Genomic DNA, 18,118 nt, shown 5'->3' on the forward strand with positions numbered 1-18,118 from the left:
TTAATAAGTTGGTTCGACTCTTTTGGCTGCTAAGTCTAATGCTTAGCCTACTCTCCTTTAACCTTGCCCATGCCACCAGCACAGGCTGGTTAACCAATCCGCAGCACCCGCCGCTGCAAGTGCAACTAGCACTCACGGGGCAAAGCGATGCCGCCAGCCAAACCGTAACGGGTGTATTGCAAGTCAAACTCAGAGATGATTGGAAAACCTACTGGCAAACACCCGGCGAAGGCGGCATCGCGCCAAGCGCCAATTGGCAAGCTTCCAGCAATATAGATGAAGTTAAATGGCTGTGGCCAGCGCCGCAGCGCTTTAAAACCTTAGGGCTTGAAACCTTAGGTTATCTAGAAGCGGTCAGCTTTCCACTGCAGATTAAGGTAAGCCAATTTAATGCACCCAGCCAGTTAACAGGCACCTTAACCTTACCCAGCTGTACCACAGTTTGCGTGCTCACCGACTATCAATTACAGCTAGATTTCAATCCCAGCGAATTGAGCATCGACAGCGATGCCATGTATGCCTACAACAAGGCCATGGCGCTAGTGCCAGTGCAAGACCCCAAGCTGGCCAAACTAGATCAGCTGATTTGGCAACAAGAGCGTCAACAACTCGCTTTTGATATCCAGCTACCAAGTCAAGCCATCAGCTTGTCTAGCAGCACCCAAGTTTTTGTGGTGGGCGATGGCGATACCTATTTTAAGGTTGAGCCATTACAACTAAACCAAAACCAATTAGGCCAAAACCAATTAGGCCAAAATCAATTACGCGGCCTGATTAATGTGTCCGGCTGGCTTGGTGAAGTCAATTTAGACCAGCAAGCCATTAGTCTCGTGATCTTAGATGAAGCCAGCATGCCAGCGGTTGCCTTAGAAGTGGCAGGGGTCGCCCAAGCAGGGCAGTTTAGCGCCGCGGATTACCAAGGCGGTGCCTTCAATACCCCGTTTAGTTGGCTGAGCATGTTGTTACTGGCCTTAGCCGGTGGCTTGATCTTAAACGTGATGCCCTGCGTGCTGCCCGTGCTAGGCATCAAACTCAGCTCGATTGTCACCGCCAAAGCGCAAACCAAACAGCAAACTCGACTGCAGTTTATTGCTTCGGCAGCGGGCATTATTAGCTCATTTTGGCTATTAGCCGGGGCGGTTTGGCTACTCAAACTAAGCGGACAAAGTATCGGCTGGGGCATTCAATTTCAGCAGCCTTGGTTTATCGGCTTTATGGTTGTCGTCACCGGCTTATTTGCCCTTAACATGCTGGGCTTGTTCTCTATTCACTTACCCAGCTCGCTGCAAACCAAGCTAGCAACGACTGGGGGCCAGCCGACTGGGGGCCAGCATTATGGCGGGCATTATTTACAAGGCATGTTTGCCACCTTATTGGCCACCCCTTGTAGTGCGCCGTTTTTAGGCACAGCTGTCGCCTTTGCGCTAGCAGCCGACACGCCTAGCTTATTTATTATCTTCACCGCATTAGGTATCGGCATGGCTTTGCCTTGGCTGCTGATTGCTGCCCTTCCACAACTGGCCAGATACCTGCCCCGCCCGGGTCGCTGGATGAACCACATTAAGCTGCTGTTTGCCTTTATGCTACTGGCCACAACGGTATGGCTGTTAAGCTTACTGGCTAGCTTTATTGGGCCTTGGTTATGGGTGATCTACGGCGCGCTGGCCATTGCCATTTGCGTGTTAGTCAAACGTAAGTTTGGCGCCAAAATCGCCCTGATTGGCATTAGCCTGAGCTTTCTCGGTTTAGGCCTAGTGGGCATCCTTGCCGCCGTGACCAGTGAACATTGGGCGACACCACTCAATCCCGATCTGGCTTGGCACATGCTGGAGCAACAAGACATAGCGCAGCAAGTTGCCAAGGGCAATACAGTTTTTGTCGATGTCACCGCCGACTGGTGTATTACCTGTAAAGCCAACAAGGTAGGCGTACTGCTGCAACAACCCGTTTACGGCGCTTTGCAACAGCCAAATATGTACTTAATGAAGGGAGACTGGACCAAGCCTGCGCCGCATATCAGCGACTTTTTAGCGCAATACGGCCGCTACGGTATCCCCTTTAACATTGTCTTTGGCCCTAACGCGCCACAAGGCATCCCTTTACCTGTGATCCTCAGCAGCGATGATGTGCTCGATGCCATCAACCGCGCTGGCGCCCCATTAACTCAATAGGAACTAGCCATGAACTCATTAACTCGTCTTTCAATTAGCGCCTTATTATTGGCTACTCCTTTAGCCAGCCCCTTGGTTTATGCCGAATCATCTAGCTTTAGCGACGCTCAACGCGAGGAGCTAAAAACCTTGATTAAACAAGCTTTGGTTGAAGATCCTAGCATCCTCAAAGAAGCCATTGTGGCATTGCAAAACCATGAAGAAGCGCAAGCGCAAAATGCCCAGCAAGATTTTCTTAAAGGGCAAGCCGATGCGATTTTCGCCAGCCCTACCGACCCTTGGTTTGGCGCCGAAAATCCCAAATTAGTGATGACCTACTTCACCGACTTTAACTGCCCTTACTGTAAACGCATCGAGCCTCATTTGGATAAACTTGTTAAAGCCTTTCCTGAGCTGCAGATCCGCGTAAAAATGGTGCCGTTACTGGGCGAAAGCTCCACCGAAGCGGTCAGATTTGCCCAAACCGTGTGGCAGCATGAGCCAGAAAAATACTTAGCGCTGAAAAAGCTATTAATGGCCAAGCCGACCCGCCTCGATAGTGCCAGCATTGCCCAAGCAGCCAAAGCCACAGGTACCGAGCAATGGCTAGATAAAGCCGATGCCGGCATTCAAAATGTCATCAATAACAACATGAACTTAATGCAAGCTCTTGGCCTGCGCGGCACACCCAGTCTGGTCTTTGCCGACCAAATCGTACCCGGCTTAGTGGATTACGATCAGCTGCACGCTGGCGTAGAAAAAGCACTGGCGATGCAGGAATAAGCCATGGTTAAGGGAAAACTCATAAAATGGGCCAAGCAGGCCCTGTATTTAGCCATCATTCTTACCCTAGTGACCGTCGCCATGGATTGGTGGCGCGGCCGCCATTTGGATAAACAATATTTGCCGCCATTAACGGCCACCAGCATCAGTGGCCAAACCATCGACTTGGCCGAGCTAAGTAAAGATCAAGCCGTGCTGGTGTATTTTTGGGGCACTTGGTGTCAGGTGTGTAATTATGTTAGCCCCGCCGTGAGCAGTATGGCAGAAAACCACCCCACGGTGAGTGTCGCCATTCGCTCAGGGGAAGATGAGAGGCTTAACCAATACATCCAGCACCATGAATATCAGTTTAACGTCATTAACGATACCACAGGCCAGCTAGGCCAAACTTGGAACATCAGCGTTACGCCCACCATCATGGTGGTCAAGGATAACAAAATCGTTCACTACACCACAGGATTCACCAGCTTGCCCGGGCTGTGGTGGCGAATGGTGTTTGCCTAACTCAATCAAGCCAACGGCTATACCAACGGCTGGTGCAATAAAGGTTGCCATTGTGGATGGCGTTTAAACATCGCCTCCACATAGCTGCAACGCGGCACCACCTGCAAACCTTCCAGCGCAGCGAAGGCGACCATGGCTTCCATCAATTGCATTGCAATGCCCTGACCACGAAACTGCTCTGGCACTAAGGTGCTGTTGATATAAATAACTTCTCCCTCACGAGTGTAAGTCATCTCGGCGCTATCAGGGCCATCAGGCTCGGTATAAAAGCGGCCAGACTGCGCTTGTTGTTGATGCCCTATCGACATAATTCCTCCTCAGTGAATAACGGCTAGGGTAGGCTGTGGTAGATGCAGCCATGCTGTGGGAGCTGCAGTCATGCAGCGATAAATGAACAAACCAAATCGCCCCATTACTGGAGCTCCCACAGGAATCACAGGCCAAATCGCTCCATCACTGGGGCTCCCACCGGAATCACAGACCAAATCGCCCCATCACTGGGGCTCCCACCGGAATCACAGACCCAATCGCGATTGCCGCCACCATAACCGCAACATACCTAATAAAAATAGCACTAATAACAGCACTGTGAAGGCCGTAAAATGAGTGACTCCTAAGGCATCAAAGGTCGCACCAAAGCTGTATCCCCCACCCACTAACAGAGTTACCCAGAGCAGAGCAGACGCCCCGTTGAGCCAAGTAAATCGTGCCCAAGGCATATCGGTTAGGCCAATGGGCAATGAACCGACCGTGCGCAGCCCCTTAGGGTAACGGTAAATAAAAATATAATAGCTACCATAGCGCTGGGCCAATTCACGGCCATGGCGAAATAAACGACCGAACCAGTTGGGCTTATTTAACCACGAATCACCGTATCGACGGGCTAAGACAAACCGTAATTCATCACCTAAGTAACCACCAAGAAACGTCACTAACGCCACCCCTGCCAAACTTAAGGCGCCATGATGGGCGGCATAGCCAGCAAACAGTGGCAAGCTGCCGCTTTTGAGTGCGCAGTAAACGAATAATAGGCCATACACCCAAACGCCATACTGATTGAGCAATGCCCATACTTGTTCCATATCCCTTGCCTTGTTAGTGGTTACAACTGTGCTCCTCCTATGTATATGGGTGACACCGCGATATCGATCAGCTTTTTCAGGCCATCCCCTTTTTAACAGTGGCCAAGAATAGGCCAACTGAGGGCATATTCCACGTTATTCGCAACCGACACAGGCAAATGTAAAGTGAATACCGCCACCAATGAGCCGAATTAAAGTCATACTAAAGCTAAAGTGACTTGATGTAGCCATAGCGCGGAGGCCAAGATGCAATTTTCGCTACCTAGCTGGTTTAGAAAGGCGGGGTTTTGGTTAACACTTGGCCTAGCCATGAATCTAGGGGCGGCATTAATGAGCCATGTCGTTGTTGAAAGCTACCAAGATCAGATCAACTTGCTGCAGCATAAGCAGCAACAAAACAACCGCCTTAGCCAACTACGCTGGCAACACGTATCCGACCTCGAAAGAAAACGAGAGCTGTTATTAAGCTTGTTAAATCAAGGTGATCTCGATGCCAAAATCGCCAACGCACTGAATCAGCAAATCTACTACTACCTGCGCCAACCCTTACCTGAAATATCCCTTAGTCAGTTAACTGAGATCAACGCAGCACTAGATCAACAACAGCAACAAGACAGAGACAAGGTAAACAACTTATATCTCGCTAACCTCGAGCTCAACGAGCAAGAGCAACACTTGCGACAGCAAGCCGCCACCATGAAAAACATCGCCCTGTTGCTGCAAATGGTCGGACTTGCTTTCATCATGGTGCGAGAGCTTGGCCTTTAATCTGCGCTATCAGCATGGCGTAGATTGTTAATTTCAATAAACAGCTCCGCCGTGGCAAGGGCATCATTTAAAGCACGGTGATGGCCTTGCAGATTTATGCCTCGGGCCGAGCAAATATTGGCTAACGAATAAGAGTCATAGCCGGGTAACCATTTACGCGCTAATACCACGGTACAAAGCTTGGCGCGGCGATAATCTAGCCCGCAGCGGGCAAATTCTGACTTCACCATGCCCATATCAAAATTCACGTTGTGGGCAACAAAAATGGCGCCTTGGCTAAACTCATCGACCCCTTGCGCCAATTGAGTAAACTCGGGTGCATCGGCCACCATTTGATTGCTGATACCGGTTAGTGCGGTAATGCGCTGGGGAATATGGCGCAATGGGTTGACCAAACTGGTAAAGGTATCCACTACCTTACCGGCCACCACTTTCACCATGGCGATTTCGGTAATGCGGTCATAATCTTTATGGCCTCCCGTGGTTTCCACGTCAACAATCACATAAGGCTGCTGCGGATCCAGCTGCCACACCACCGGCTGAATGGATATCGCAAAACCTGCTTGGCTTAATTGCTGGATCCTGATCCACTGATTGCGTCGTAAACTGTCACCGGGGGCTTTGATTTCTTGCGCAAACAGCTGACCGTCCTTCACACCGATTAAGTCGGGGTAGCCATCTTTGACACTTAAATATTGCTGACTCATTAAGCGTAAATGGTTCGTCAACGCTTGGCTTGGGGCGTGATCCACCAGCAGCGCCAGATCTTGCAACAAATCGTCGTGCCAAAACATAAAACCATTGGGCTTGCCATAATGCTGCGCGACTTGCTGTACTAACCAAGCCTTGAACGCCGCAGGGGTTTGCAGCTGAGCGAGCCGCGCCTCTATCTCAGCGCTAAAGGTGGCATAAAAGGTATTGTCTTTAATGGTTTTCGGCAGCAGAGAAAACTCATTACTCAGCTGACTTTTATCATCAAGGTAAAGCTGCGGCCAAAAGGTTAAGCAAAACAGGGCTCGCCAAATTTGGTTTTCGCCGTGAATGGCGGTAACGCCTTGGCGCTGATAATGGTCAATCACGCCTTGCTCAGGCGAACCAACAAAGGCTTCGTCCAGTGCAATGGCCGGCGCGGCGTTGCGCAGCATGTCGGTTAACATTGAGGTGCGCTGAGCCGAGAATTTCAAGCGCAAAAAGTCTTGGGCAAAAAACACCAAGTGCTCATCGCTGCCATCGTCCAATATGGCGTTTAACAGCTGCTGACAAGTCGATAATTCGCCTTGCTGATATAACAGGCGAATGCGTTTTTCTTGCGCCGAGGCATGGCCACTTAATGCCAGCAGCGCCAAGCCTTGCGCCTGATCTTGTTCGAATAATTGCACGCCCAATTTATAGCTGAGTAAGTCAAACTTATCGCTGGCATAGCTGCCTACAGGTATGACGCTTGCCTCACTCAATAGCTCTTCAGCCGCTTGCTGTTTTGCCGCTTCACCCCATTGTTTTAAAAGCCTAAGTTGTTGGATGTAGTAGTAGCCAGATTGGGCTTCATCCAGCTGATCAAAGTGGGCATTTAAGCTGGGCGCTGACGAGCCAGCCATAGTTTTGAGCATCCCCAGATCACGCATCGCAAATTGCGCTAGGGTGCCACCTAGGTGACCAAAATAAAGAAACAAGCCGTACTCAAACAGAGCCCGAAAATCAGAGTGCAAATAAGCCTGACAGAGTTCATGTTGATCGGTATCGATAGCATCACTATGGTCTAAAGCGCATTGATACCAAAGCTGTTTTTTGGCGGAGGCAGCAGGCATGGCTGCCACATTCGCGCTAACGCAAATGGCTTGTAGCTGCGCCTTATTCAGCTCAGGCAATAAGTCGGTTAAGGGAGATGAAGCAGCCGATGATACTAATTGCTGCGCTTTTAACTCGGCTAGCGCGGCATCGCGGTCGGGAATTTCGTCATAATTGAGCTGCGACCACTGCACAAAGCGGCTTTTGCGATTAACAATGCGCACCAGCAAACACAAAGCAGGCTCGGTTAACCCCTGCACCTGCGCCAATTGCTGTTGCTGCGCTGGTGTGAGCAAGTGCCAGCTGGTTGTTTTAATAAAACGCAGCAGCTCAAAAAAGTGGCTCAGATAATACTTTTCGGGCAGGGTTTTCATGGCTCAAATACTGTATATAAATACACAAAAGCATAACCTAGTTTATTCTTTTATACCAAAACCTTTCCGCCTTACTCATAAAATCAATTTTAATTCATTAACTTAACTTCATCATACCGACAATAAAAAGATGATATTCATCACAATTTTAGCAACTGAAATCCTCTATTCTTGCGCCACCTTGATAACGCGCCGCGGGGATGACGGGTTCAACCAACTCTGCGGACACACCTCTCCCTGGCACGATATAACGCCATCGCGCCGCTAAACAAATTTGTTAATTGGAATAACATGATGACCAAAACACTTATCGCACTATGTACTAGCCTTGCTCTGTTACCTTTAGCTAGCCAAGCGGCCAGCGACAACAGCGTAGATGACAGCGTGATTGCACAGCAACGCGCCGCACTTGCCGAAAACACCCAAGGAAAGGGATTCGGTCCGCAATCACCGCGCGATATTGATACCTTAGCGGGTAACAACAAACGCATTTTTTCTGCGGCCCCAGCTTACACAGCCATGAACTTGTGTAACATCCACTTTCACAAAAACGCCGAGCACAAGGGCGGTGAATTTACTAAGTACGCAGGTAACGGCGACGGCAAAGGCTTTGACAGCGGCTACGTTTACAACGGCAAGCTGACCGAAGCCGAACTAGCTCCGTTTGCCCAAGAAGTGGGTAAAGGCGAGCACAACAAGCTTAAATCGGGTGACACCATTGAATTGCACTATGTACATACCACGGCACAAGTTAAGCCGGGCCCAACACTAGGCTCATGTTTAAGTGAGGCTATCGTTAACCCACAACTGCGCGTTGAAACCCAAGTGTTTGTACTAGTTAACGACAGCAAGGCGCTAGACTTTGTTAAGCTAACCGAATACGCCGAGCAAAACGGCTTGTATCAAGCGACTAACATGCTAAACAACACAGGTACGCCAATTCAATACGCAGGTTCAACCACTGGCCCTAGCTACAATGAAAAGGGCTCACCGCTACAAGTAACGTGGAGTGTGCGTCCACAAGTAGCTAAAGTGAACATAGCTACCGTTGCTAAATGGTTAGAAAGCAACGACTTCAATGAAGATCACGCCCACGGTGTACGTAACCTAGTGATCAACCCAGATCTCCTGTCTGCTGGCCACTAAGTAATATATCCAGCTCACCTCCCTCGATACCTGTGGGAGGCGAGCTCGCTCGGCGAACAACAAACACGCCTCACTGTCACTGAGCATGCAAACCCGATTCCCTGAGCAAGCTCAGGTCCCACAATTTCCCCACCTATACAACCCCACAACCCCACCAAGCCTGTGGGAGGCGAGCTCGCTCGGCGAATAACGCCACCAAATCAAACCAAATGAAACTGGCTGTGCATTGCCTTATTACGCAGCTCAGTTAATGCCTGATAAGCCTCACTGTAGTACCACGCTTTTGCCAGCTCTGGTGAGTCAAAGCGCAACACAGCTTTATGGCTAAAATCTGTTTCACCATGTAACACTTGCAACTCACCTTTACTGATAAATTCACCGCCAAAAGGCACTAAGCTTGCCGCAGCTTGTTCGCGGTATTGCGCCATCAGCTGCGCATCGAGCGGGGTTGAATCCACAATTACTAACGCTGTCATCATCTCTCTTCCCTTAGTTGTTAAACATCTCGACTAGCTCATCTAATCGATTGACTTAGCATAGGAAACCAGAACAAAATCAACAATAGCCAATAATTAAACTGATTGTTTATATTTATGAACACTATCAAGCTTGCGCCCCTGCTGCTTATTTTTGTGGAAGTTGCTAACAAGCGATCTTTTTCGGCAGCTGCGAAAAAACTGGGTATGAGTAAATCGGCCGTCAGCCAACAAATCAAACGCCTAGAGCAAGAAATAGGTCAGCAATTATTGGCCCGCAATACCCGTGGTGTTGCCCTAACCGCAGTGGGACAAACTCTATTAAACCGCAGCGAATTGCTTAGCGAACATCTAAGCCAAACCCTAAACGAACTAGACCAAGTGAAGGCCGAGCCCAGCGGCAGTTTTAAAGTGGCGGTGCCGCCTTTTTTTGAACAGCACATCGTCATTCCTGCACTCAAGCAGTTATGCCTAGCCTACCCAAAACTTAAGCCTGAATTAGTGATTAGTGGTCAATGGCAAGATTTAAGAGAACACAATCTGGATGCGGCGATTTTTGGTGGCGATCTACGCGACAGTCAATATCGCGCCTTGGCCATCGGCAAGGTAGCGGAAGTATTTTGTGCCTCCCCGCGCTATTTACAGCGCCATCAGGCCATCACCGAGCTCAGTCAGCTTAGCCAACATCAATACATAGCCACGCCTTGGCAACAGCAACATATTCAATTGCTTGAAGTCAGCACTAAGCAAGCGCAAACCCTAAACTTAGAGCATGGGATCAAAACCAACACCTTGAGCACAGTATTAGAAATGCTACTCCACGACATGGGCATCGCCCTGTTTCCCGCTTTTTTAGCGCAGCAACAATTGGCCAATCAGCAGCTGATCCAAGTGCTTCCCAACTACCAAGGCCGTGCGTGGCAGTTTTATTTTCTACATGCTTATCAAGGCGACAAGCCCGCCCATGTTGAGCGCTTCTATCAACTTATTTGCCATTACTTTAAACAGCGTAATAGCTAAGTCCCACAGTCTCCCATAACCTGTGGGAGACGAGCTTGCTCGGCGAATAACAAACACATCTTCATTGTCACCAATCATGCAAACCCGATTCCCTGAGCAAGCTCAGGTCCCACAATTTACCCACCTCTACAACCCCACCAAACCTGTGGGAGGCGAGCTCGCTCGGCGAATAAAACTAATCATAAACACAAAAGCCAGAGCAAAAAAAAGGCCGCTCACTGCGGCCTTAAATTCATTTTACTGCTTGGGTGACATCACTTCTTCTAGCGTCAACCCAGTTAAATCTCGAATGGTGCGCCATAAATAATAAAAGATCCCCAACATCATCAGCATTGATGGCAAAGCAATCATGGGGTAGCTATACAGGGTCAACTGGCCCAACTCTTCATTAAATGCAGGCGTTCCCGCGGGGCTGGTCACCAACCATTTTGCCAAGATATAGTTCATCACCGCCGAGAAGGCGAAAGAGCCAGCCACCAAGTACGTGGCCTTAAGCAGGCGCTTTTCAAATGCCGCCGTGCTGTTATGCTCTTCCAGCTTTTGCTTGATCTTCTCAACATCCATCACATCCGGATTAAACAGCAAAGCGCGCACCAGCGGATAAGGCGTAAACGCAGAAATCAACACCGCGATGCCTATCACCGCAGGGATCGCCGCCTCTTTAATCGCCAACCACTTAGTGTCTAGCTCAAACAAGCCAATACCACCGGTTAACGCCACACTGGCCAAACCCAGCAAGGCAATAAAGTTGAATTTTTTATACTTGATCAGCTCAAACAAGCCCCAGCCTAGGGGAAAAGCCAACGCCACAATCAAGCCACCACTGGCGCCCAACTGTTCGTCACCACTGAGTTTCATCAAGATAAAAGAAGGAATAATGATACTGACCAAGAGGTCAATCATAGGACGTGGTTTATGGGACGAGGAAGTTTTCATTGTGTCTGTCATTGTTTGCCAATCGAGAGCCAAGGTTATAGCGAATTATCCACCAGAACACAAATGCCACGGTTTAAGTTTGTTTGAGTGACCTTCCTCCATCTAGGCAAATCAAGCCAGTAAGCCCCCCTACCTATAAATACGCTCGCTCTCAGAGCATTTTGAATCGGTAGATAAAATCAAAAGTCTCATTTAGTTCACACCAACTTGCTTAGCCATTGACAACCAATCACAAAAACATCAAATTCTTTATTTTTCTAGCCTAACTTAGGCCCCTAGTGGCCGTACAATATTACGAGAGCTCATCATGGATAAAATTGATATTGATAGAAAGAATCAACTGGTAAGGGAGATTCTTGCTGACTGGGGAGAAACACCGTTAGAGGCTGGAGAGCACACTTCGCAACAAGATGTGTTAAAGCAAGAAGCAAGGGTGACCACTCCAACCCTTAGAACATTCATCACCGTTAAGATTTTTGAAAAAAAAGTTGAGTATTACCGTTCTCATAGCAATTATCAGGAATTGCAAGATAAACTAGCAGAGGCAAAAAACAGCTTAAAGAAACAAATAGAGCTGGGCGCTATTTTTATGAAAAATGGCTTTCACTATGAAATTGGTGGCCAAACCATCGAAATCAGCGCAGACAAGCTAAAAAACGAAAGCTTAGCCGGTGCACTCAATAATGTGGAAGCAGAAATGGATAACCAAACAGAGGAGGAGCTAAATTCAGAGTTCAATAACTTCCTTAAGGGCATCGAAATGTTTGCTGAAGTTTATAGTTGAACCTTGTAAGAACAAAACCTGCACGATGGGCAATGGGTGGGGCGTCCACCATTTAGGGGATAACTTATGCCAAAGATTGTAATAGGGTTTTACCTTCGCTTAGTCATGATGGTTATGCTTTGGCTATTGCATGTTATTTTTGGCTCGGATGCCTCATTTGCCAATGGTATGGAAAAAGTATCCATCACCTATTGGCTCAGCATTAGTTATTTTGCCTATTTTTGTTTTTATCTGATCCGATTGAAATGCAATTCATGTGGTGAGCCTGTCATCTACAAAACGGTGCATTATTCGGGTTGGCGCCTTCCCAAATCACATTGCAGTCGATGCAAAAAAGAACTGTAACTGTGGCACTATCAGAGTTACCAAATCATTTGTAAAACCAATACTAACTGATCCGCACTTCCGCATTAAATAAGGAAAACGATGAAAGCTCGTTTAGCCACAGTGGCAGATATTCCCGAAGTGCTTGAATTGCACGCTCGTTATCAGGTTGATTCCATCGCCGAGCAAGATAAAGCGGATGGCTTTATCACTACTGCGTTTACTGGGGCGCAATTGGTTGAGCTTATTGAGTCTGAGCAAGGTTTATCTGTCGTGACTAAATCAGGGAGCATAGTCGCTTATGCGATGGCGGCTTCGTGGCAATTTTGGGCTCGCTGGCCCATGTTTGCACACATGATCAAAGACTTACCTAGTCTCAGTTATGAAGGCTATCAGCTCAGCACCGACAACTCTTATCAGTACGGGCCTGTCTGTGTCGATAAATCCGTACGAGGTCAAGGCGCATTAGAGTTGGTGTTTGAGTTTTCATTGCAGCACATGTCATCCAGATACCCAGTATTAGTCACTTTCATTAATAAAATTAATCCGCGATCTTATGCGGCGCACACCAACAAAGTGGGCTTGCAAGTGATTCAGGAATTTTCATTTAATAACAATCATTATTATGAATTGGCTTGTCTGACGCAGCGAGCCTGATGAATTGAAGTTTGAGTAACTATTTCTCAGTGGGAGCCCCAGTCATGGGGCGATTTAGTCTCCCCATTTATCGCTGCATTACTGCAGCTCCCACAGGTTACGAAATAACGCGTCGAAAACCCGTTGATTCGCGGTTTAAAAACCGCTCCCACAAGGCTTGCTTTAGCCCGAGCTTGGGTGGTTTCATCTTAAATGATGCGCAATGGCTCGCACACAAAATAGCGCGTTCAAAACTCATTGGCCCTTGTTACCACCCAGTTCACCTCGCACGCAGAAGTAATACGTCCACACGATGAGTATCAACTGCAGTGGCGTGCGGATCAGCAGGTAAATCGGGCCCCATTGATGGCCACCTAAGCCAACACTGTTAAGGGCGGAATAAACATTGGCCGCAAAAAAGCAGATAAAAGTAGCGATAGCCACTTGGCCAAACAGCTTGCGCCAGCGAGCAAATAGTAAGCCCACGGCGATCACCAATTCGAATACCCCCGTAAGGTAAATAATGGAGACGCGCATCGGTAGCCAAGGCGGCAACATCTCAGCCATGCCCGCGGTTTGAACAAAGTGGCCAAAGGCAAAAAAACCAAAACAGACGGCCATGCCATAGCTGGCATAACGGTATCTATCCTGCTTTGTACGCTTACCTAACAAGTAAGAAAGCAGCAATGGGGCACAAAGCAAGGTCAAAATAATAAGTGGCGTGATCATTTTGCACTCCCTTGCTGCTGTTGCATCGCCTCTGAGTGATCAACCAACACCACAGTGAACGAACTTGGTGGCTTAGCCGTCTTACCAAAGTTGCCAACATGCCCCATCAAGCCGGTTATAACTAACACCTTATTAATAAATATCATCTTTATCTCCTTGTTTTATTCACCTTAAAACACGGAAATGCAGATGAAAACAGCGGCTAGCCCACTACGGACTCAGCATCGATACTGCTGGACGATTCATCGATTTTTTGATCAGAACGGCTATGAGCGCCGTGGCGATCTTAATTGCTGATGCTGGATCCGGTACTGTTTAGGGGTGACTTGATGAAACTGTTTAAAATTTCGGATCAGCACATCACTGGACTGAAAACCACATTCAAATGCTATCTGCTGAATAGAAAGGTCGGTTTCGGCCAGCTTTTGCGCGGCAATAAAACAGCGCCACTGACGTAGGTATTGCTGTGCTGTGGTGCCTGTCATCCGTTTAAATCTGTCGGCAAAGGCAGAGCGGGATAACGCAGAAACCGCGGCCAGCTCTTCAAGTCGCCAATCTCGACGATAATCTTGCTGCACCGCTAACACGGCGGGCGTTAAGTATCTGTCGTTAATCGCACACAACCAACTTGGGTTGATATCCAGCGCCGGTAATCCTCGGATCATATCCAACATCATCAAATCGAGTAGATGATTAAGGGCGAGCTGATAGCCTTGGGGTCGCTGGGAATTCTCTTGATAAATCCATTCAACATAGCGGCTGAGTCGCTCACTGTGCTGAATGTCGATCACCATGATTTTGGGCAACTTTGCCATCTTGGTATCGACGCCCCAATGTTGGATCATGGCAAAGGTAATGGCGCCACAAACCAAATCACACGGCTCACCCTCACCGCCCACCACCCTTTGGCTGACTTGTTCAGCCGTCTTATCATCAAACAGCTCGCTGACAAACTGACAGCCAACCCCCAGCTCACTGCTAACGCGGTATGCGTCGCCATAAGGCAGCAGCACCATTTGGCCTTGTTGCAACTCAATACTAGGCTCACCTACCACCTCCACCACGCAACGTCCACGACGCAAGTAACAAAATCTGCCCCGCTCACCTTGTCGCTGAGTCAGCCCCCATGGCTCACGCAGTTGTATCTGAGTAAACACGTCTATCTCAGGAGCAAGACGTTGAATAAACTGACTAAGGGGATCGGAATAAGACATAACAAGCTAACTATTTGATGGTAATGTAGATATTTGATAACAAAGGCTAGCATAACGGCAACAGAAAGCTTATGGTTTTGTCGGACCAAGCAGGTTGTTTATCTGTGCCTGAACATTATGCCGATGTAGAGCACTTTAGCTCGGTTGTGGTCTCAGCTTTAGATCGCCAGAGACAGCAAATGACCATTGAAAGTGATAGATAACGGCGCAGGGCTTTTCGTTAAGCAGTTTTGCAATCAAGAGTGCGAATACCAAGCTGAAACCGCCGCAAGCTAATCATCACAATGCCAGTGACATATATTTTATTTAATGGCAATCTCGCCTATATCAAAACATGCGAGAAAACTGAAATGAAAACATTTGAATTTTATGTAAAACAAGATGCTGTACTGCCTCTAGACATTAATAGCCCAAGTTTTGCCGAGGAAAAAGATCAGTTGATTGCGCAAGGGTTTGAGATTGCCGGAGACTTGGTGAAGGCAGAAACCTCGACACAAGCATTTGAAAAATTTAAAATTGCTAACCTAGATGAACTGGCAGGATTGGCCAGCTGGCATCTTATTGTGGGCGGTATTGCCGCGGTTTTAGGCTTTAGCGCAAATTAATCTCAATACAAGACCTAGGCTGTCATTTCTGGCGTTCTCCAATATTTGCCAGCCTAGCTCATCACCTGCAAACATATTCACCTTTGTACTTGATTAATCCCTGCTCCGCCATCATATCTATTTTATCGAATTACTTTTGTCGCAATGGAGAGCCCACGGGCGAGACCAACTAGCATTAAATTTAATTACATTTCAAATGATTAGCCATGTTTGCGACTTTACTTTACAAGACTGATAAATGCATAAAATAGAAATAAGACAAGCTAAAATCGAAGATGCAGCAACCATCTTAAGGTTCATCACCGAGTTAGCCACCTATGAAAAATTGGCCCATGAAGTAAAAACAAACATTGCAGCTATCGAACAGAGCATATTTTCTGCTGATTCAACCGCTCATGGAATCATATGTGAAGTAAATGGAGAGCCAGTCGGTTTTGCGGTGTATTTCTACAACTATTCCACTTGGTTGGGTAAAAATGGGCTGTACTTGGAAGACCTTTACGTTTCACCTGAATATCGCAGTATTGGTGCAGGTAAGGCCATTTTGAAATATTTAGCTAAGCTAGCCGTCGCCAAGAATTGCGGGCGTTTTGAGTGGTGTGTATTAGACTGGAATGAGCCTGCAATTGATTTTTACAAATCTATCGGCGCTAAGCCCCAAGATGAGTGGGTTATCTATCGCCTCACCGGTGATGCTCTTTTGGACTTTGCCAGCTAGTTGCTCACATCATTTGGCATCGATTTGCCAAAATGAGAGTATGAGGGTCTGGCTCAGTAAGGCGATACTCGTATGTTGTTAGACTTAGATTATCAACCAGTACAAGGGCAAGTCGCTTTGGCTGGTGCCTATCAAACGCAACCCCCCTTACCCCCGCTCAATCGTTGGGTTCAGTCCTATTGGCAACTCAATGTTGCTAAGGGCCAATTTTGGTACCACAGCGTGCCGGATAACTGTGTTGATTGGATCATCAACCTAGATTATTTTGAAGATAATTTTCTGATCCCGCCTTTTCTTTCAGCTGCCTTATTTCGTCTTGAAGGTCCTGCTTGTTTTTTTGGTATTCGTTTTCGCATTTTAGGACATCACGGTTTGATGACGACGCCATTGGGCGAATGGGGCCAAGCAAGCGATGTAAGAGCGCAAGATTTGTTAGCCAAAGTGCTGGTTTGCTCGGTGTTTGAGTCGATTGAACAGGCGAGCTTTGATACTCGCTGTGCTCAGTTATCCGCTGTTCTACTGTCAGCTATCAAACTGACCAAGGTTGATCCGCGATTGGCTAACTACATTCGATATTGTCACGCCAATGTGGGCGCCAATCTCGACCTTTCGGATAAGCAATGTGCCGAATTTGGCGTCTCGGCACGTCAACTAAGAAGATTAACCCAACAGCATCTAGGGTTGCTTCCCAAGGACTTTGCTCGGGTGTTGCGCTTTCAACGAACCTTGAACGCGATGAACATGCAAAAGCACAACACCGCATACCTAGATTATTATTTCGACCAGTCTCACTTTATTCGCGAATTTAAACGCTTGGCCGGACTCACGCCCACCCAATTTCAAAAGATGTCCGTTTTGTACAATGCTCCCATGGCTAATTAAACAATAATCTCCCCTGTCCAAACCTACGTTTAAGGAGAGAAGAGATGATCGAAATTAATGCGATGTTCCCAGTCATGGTGACTAATGATTTAACCGCCGTTAAGGCGTTTTATGAATCCGTATTTGGCTTTAACGCCGTGTTTTTTGATGCTGATTTTTATCTGCATTTGGTGTCACCAAACTCTGGGGTTCAGCTCGGATTTTTGCTACCCAATCATGCCAGCCAACCTGAGTTTCTGCAGCCACTTATGTCGCCCGATGGCTATGTGATCTCACTAGAAGTAGACAATGCCGCAAAAGCCTATGCCAAGGCACAGGCAATGAATTTAACCATAGCAATGGAGCTAAAACAGGAAGCATGGGGGCAAGTCCACTTTATGTTGCAAGATCCCGCCGGCTTTCGTATCGATGTGGTTCAACACCTTGAAGTGTCAGGTAATTAGACAAAAATCATCCCAGCGCACAATACCCTTGATAAAATAAGGCGTAAAATGGCTCTGAGTTAGTTAACTTATGCCTGCCGTGTAGGTAGGCTCATCACTTAATCATATGATTCTATTAGGATGGACGCATGAACGAAGACAGATGGATCGCACTGATGCAGGCGATGGGATTCGAGCCTGCCATTGACTGTTATCACGCGCTTTACCAAGCCTATTCGGAGCCCCAACGCTTCTACCACACGGTTAAGCATATCAATGCCATGCTGGCGCACTTTGATTCGGTTAAACATCTTGCCGAGCAACCCGCCGAGCTTGAACTTGCTATCTGGTTTCATGACGCCATTTACAACATACCGTCAAGCAGTAACGAGCTCGATAGCGCCCGTTGGGCCAAACAATTTGTGCAGAGTAAGGGATATGCTGAAGCCGGCACTCAGCGTATCTTTGACCTGATCATGGCAACCCAACACCATGAAAAATCAACCCTCATAGATGCTAACCTGATTATTGATATCGATTTGGCGATCCTCGGCTCAGCGCCCGCCACCTATGATGAATTTGAACAAAATATTCGCCGGGAATACCACATGGTGCCCGAAGCGATATACCGAGAAAAACGAGCAGAAATCCTCGCACATTTCTTAGCCACTGGGCAGATTTACAAGTTAGACCGCTTTATTAGCCAATATGAAAACGCGGCTCGTGAGAATATTAGATGCGCCATTGAAAGGTTAAAAACGAATCACCACTAAAACCATC

Annotated in this window: 23 protein-coding genes; 15 read left to right on the forward strand and 8 right to left on the reverse strand. The window is 47.6% G+C overall.

Features of this window, described 5'->3' with window-relative positions; all coding sequences use genetic code 11:
• Nucleotides 1–38: 38 nt before the first annotated feature.
• The 3 genes from K6Y21_RS06345 to K6Y21_RS06355 are packed head-to-tail and all read left to right on the forward strand — an operon-like array spanning nt 39 to nt 3,437.
• Complete coding sequence (locus K6Y21_RS06345) at nt 39–2,171, forward strand: protein-disulfide reductase DsbD family protein (RefSeq protein WP_233070939.1); 2,133 nt, start codon at nt 39–41, stop codon at nt 2,169–2,171.
• A gap of 9 nt (nt 2,172–2,180) precedes the next feature.
• The gene (locus K6Y21_RS06350; protein ID WP_233070940.1) at nt 2,181–2,933 is read left to right on the forward strand and encodes a DsbA family protein; all 753 of its coding nucleotides are present in this window, start codon (nt 2,181–2,183) and stop codon (nt 2,931–2,933) included.
• A 3-nt stretch (nt 2,934–2,936) separates the two neighbouring features.
• Nucleotides 2,937–3,437 carry a protein disulfide oxidoreductase gene (locus tag K6Y21_RS06355; RefSeq protein WP_233070941.1) on the forward strand — a complete coding sequence of 167 codons (501 nt, stop codon included), beginning with the start codon at nt 2,937–2,939 and terminating at the stop codon, nt 3,435–3,437.
• Nucleotides 3,438–3,454: 17 nt separating this feature from the next.
• Here K6Y21_RS06355 and K6Y21_RS06360 read toward each other — a convergent pair whose 3' ends face one another.
• Nucleotides 3,455–3,745: a GNAT family N-acetyltransferase gene (locus K6Y21_RS06360; RefSeq protein ID WP_233070942.1), complete on the reverse strand. Its 291-nt coding sequence runs from the start codon at nt 3,743–3,745 to the stop codon at nt 3,455–3,457.
• A gap of 207 nt (nt 3,746–3,952) precedes the next feature.
• Nucleotides 3,953–4,519: a DedA family protein gene (locus tag K6Y21_RS06365; protein WP_233070943.1), complete on the reverse strand. Its 567-nt coding sequence runs from the start codon at nt 4,517–4,519 to the stop codon at nt 3,953–3,955.
• 246 nt (nt 4,520–4,765) lie between these two features.
• Between K6Y21_RS06365 and K6Y21_RS06370 the strand changes: the two genes are divergently transcribed.
• Nucleotides 4,766–5,287, forward strand: a complete 522-nt coding sequence (locus K6Y21_RS06370) for a DUF874 domain-containing protein (protein ID WP_233070944.1) — start codon at nt 4,766–4,768, stop codon at nt 5,285–5,287.
• Here the strand turns inward: K6Y21_RS06370 and K6Y21_RS06375 are convergent.
• On the reverse strand, nt 5,284–7,446 hold the full coding sequence (locus K6Y21_RS06375) for an exonuclease domain-containing protein (RefSeq protein WP_233070945.1): 2,163 nt from the start codon (nt 7,444–7,446) through the stop codon (nt 5,284–5,286). The genes K6Y21_RS06370 and K6Y21_RS06375 overlap by 4 nt on opposite strands.
• 291 nt (nt 7,447–7,737) lie before the next feature.
• On the opposite strand from K6Y21_RS06375, the gene K6Y21_RS06380 reads away from it, so the two are divergent.
• Nucleotides 7,738–8,592, forward strand: coding sequence for a delta-class carbonic anhydrase (locus tag K6Y21_RS06380; RefSeq protein ID WP_233070946.1), 855 nt, complete (start codon nt 7,738–7,740; stop codon nt 8,590–8,592).
• A gap of 200 nt (nt 8,593–8,792) precedes the next feature.
• Here K6Y21_RS06380 and K6Y21_RS06385 read toward each other — a convergent pair whose 3' ends face one another.
• Nucleotides 8,793–9,071, reverse strand: a complete 279-nt coding sequence (locus K6Y21_RS06385; RefSeq protein ID WP_233070947.1) for a DUF1330 domain-containing protein — start codon at nt 9,069–9,071, stop codon at nt 8,793–8,795.
• A 114-nt stretch (nt 9,072–9,185) separates the two neighbouring features.
• On the opposite strand from K6Y21_RS06385, the gene K6Y21_RS06390 reads away from it, so the two are divergent.
• Nucleotides 9,186–10,088, forward strand: a complete 903-nt coding sequence (locus K6Y21_RS06390; protein ID WP_233070948.1) for a LysR family transcriptional regulator — start codon at nt 9,186–9,188, stop codon at nt 10,086–10,088.
• A gap of 237 nt (nt 10,089–10,325) precedes the next feature.
• Here K6Y21_RS06390 and K6Y21_RS06395 read toward each other — a convergent pair whose 3' ends face one another.
• A complete protein-coding gene (locus K6Y21_RS06395; RefSeq protein WP_233070949.1) occupies nt 10,326–11,024 on the reverse strand; it encodes a VC0807 family protein in 699 nt (232 codons plus the stop codon).
• Nucleotides 11,025–11,331: 307 nt separating this feature from the next.
• On the opposite strand from K6Y21_RS06395, the gene K6Y21_RS06400 reads away from it, so the two are divergent.
• From K6Y21_RS06400 to K6Y21_RS06410, 3 genes are all read left to right on the forward strand, one after another.
• The gene (locus tag K6Y21_RS06400) at nt 11,332–11,808 is read left to right on the forward strand and encodes a hypothetical protein (RefSeq protein ID WP_233070950.1); all 477 of its coding nucleotides are present in this window, start codon (nt 11,332–11,334) and stop codon (nt 11,806–11,808) included.
• Nucleotides 11,809–11,874: 66 nt separating this feature from the next.
• Complete coding sequence (locus K6Y21_RS06405) at nt 11,875–12,153, forward strand: hypothetical protein (RefSeq protein WP_233070951.1); 279 nt, start codon at nt 11,875–11,877, stop codon at nt 12,151–12,153.
• A gap of 81 nt (nt 12,154–12,234) precedes the next feature.
• Nucleotides 12,235–12,789 (forward strand): GNAT family N-acetyltransferase, encoded by a 555-nt coding sequence (locus tag K6Y21_RS06410; protein ID WP_233070952.1) that lies wholly within the window; start codon nt 12,235–12,237, stop codon nt 12,787–12,789.
• Nucleotides 12,790–13,023: 234 nt separating this feature from the next.
• Here the strand turns inward: K6Y21_RS06410 and K6Y21_RS06415 are convergent, their stop codons facing one another.
• The 3 genes from K6Y21_RS06415 to K6Y21_RS06425 form a co-directional block, all read right to left on the reverse strand.
• Nucleotides 13,024–13,497: a DoxX family protein gene (locus K6Y21_RS06415; RefSeq protein ID WP_233070953.1), complete on the reverse strand. Its 474-nt coding sequence runs from the start codon at nt 13,495–13,497 to the stop codon at nt 13,024–13,026.
• Nucleotides 13,494–13,643 (reverse strand): hypothetical protein, encoded by a 150-nt coding sequence (locus K6Y21_RS06420; protein WP_233070954.1) that lies wholly within the window; start codon nt 13,641–13,643, stop codon nt 13,494–13,496. Before K6Y21_RS06420 ends, K6Y21_RS06415 begins: the two co-directional genes overlap by 4 nt.
• 120 nt (nt 13,644–13,763) lie before the next feature.
• The gene (locus K6Y21_RS06425; protein WP_233070955.1) at nt 13,764–14,711 is read right to left on the reverse strand and encodes an AraC family transcriptional regulator; all 948 of its coding nucleotides are present in this window, start codon (nt 14,709–14,711) and stop codon (nt 13,764–13,766) included.
• A 71-nt stretch (nt 14,712–14,782) separates the two neighbouring features.
• Here K6Y21_RS06425 and K6Y21_RS06430 point away from each other — a divergent pair, with 71 nt between their 5' ends.
• The 6 genes from K6Y21_RS06430 (at nt 14,783) to K6Y21_RS06455 (ending at nt 18,111) form a co-directional block, all read left to right on the forward strand.
• On the forward strand, nt 14,783–14,914 hold the full coding sequence (locus tag K6Y21_RS06430) for a peptide deformylase (RefSeq protein ID WP_233070956.1): 132 nt from the start codon (nt 14,783–14,785) through the stop codon (nt 14,912–14,914).
• A 147-nt stretch (nt 14,915–15,061) separates the two neighbouring features.
• Nucleotides 15,062–15,316: a hypothetical protein gene (locus K6Y21_RS06435; RefSeq protein WP_233070957.1), complete on the forward strand. Its 255-nt coding sequence runs from the start codon at nt 15,062–15,064 to the stop codon at nt 15,314–15,316.
• Between the two features lie 238 nt (nt 15,317–15,554).
• Nucleotides 15,555–16,034 (forward strand): GNAT family N-acetyltransferase, encoded by a 480-nt coding sequence (locus tag K6Y21_RS06440; RefSeq protein ID WP_233070958.1) that lies wholly within the window; start codon nt 15,555–15,557, stop codon nt 16,032–16,034.
• A gap of 72 nt (nt 16,035–16,106) precedes the next feature.
• Nucleotides 16,107–16,916 carry an AraC family transcriptional regulator gene (locus K6Y21_RS06445; RefSeq protein WP_233070959.1) on the forward strand — a complete coding sequence of 270 codons (810 nt, stop codon included), beginning with the start codon at nt 16,107–16,109 and terminating at the stop codon, nt 16,914–16,916.
• A gap of 44 nt (nt 16,917–16,960) precedes the next feature.
• Nucleotides 16,961–17,359 carry a VOC family protein gene (locus K6Y21_RS06450; RefSeq protein ID WP_233070960.1) on the forward strand — a complete coding sequence of 133 codons (399 nt, stop codon included), beginning with the start codon at nt 16,961–16,963 and terminating at the stop codon, nt 17,357–17,359.
• Nucleotides 17,360–17,487: 128 nt separating this feature from the next.
• Nucleotides 17,488–18,111 carry an HD domain-containing protein gene (locus K6Y21_RS06455; protein WP_233070961.1) on the forward strand — a complete coding sequence of 208 codons (624 nt, stop codon included), beginning with the start codon at nt 17,488–17,490 and terminating at the stop codon, nt 18,109–18,111.
• The last annotated feature ends 7 nt before the right edge of the window (nt 18,112–18,118 follow it).

The organism is Motilimonas eburnea (assembly GCF_021295345.1).
Taxonomy (GTDB): domain Bacteria; phylum Pseudomonadota; class Gammaproteobacteria; order Enterobacterales; family CBDFNC01; genus Motilimonas; species Motilimonas eburnea.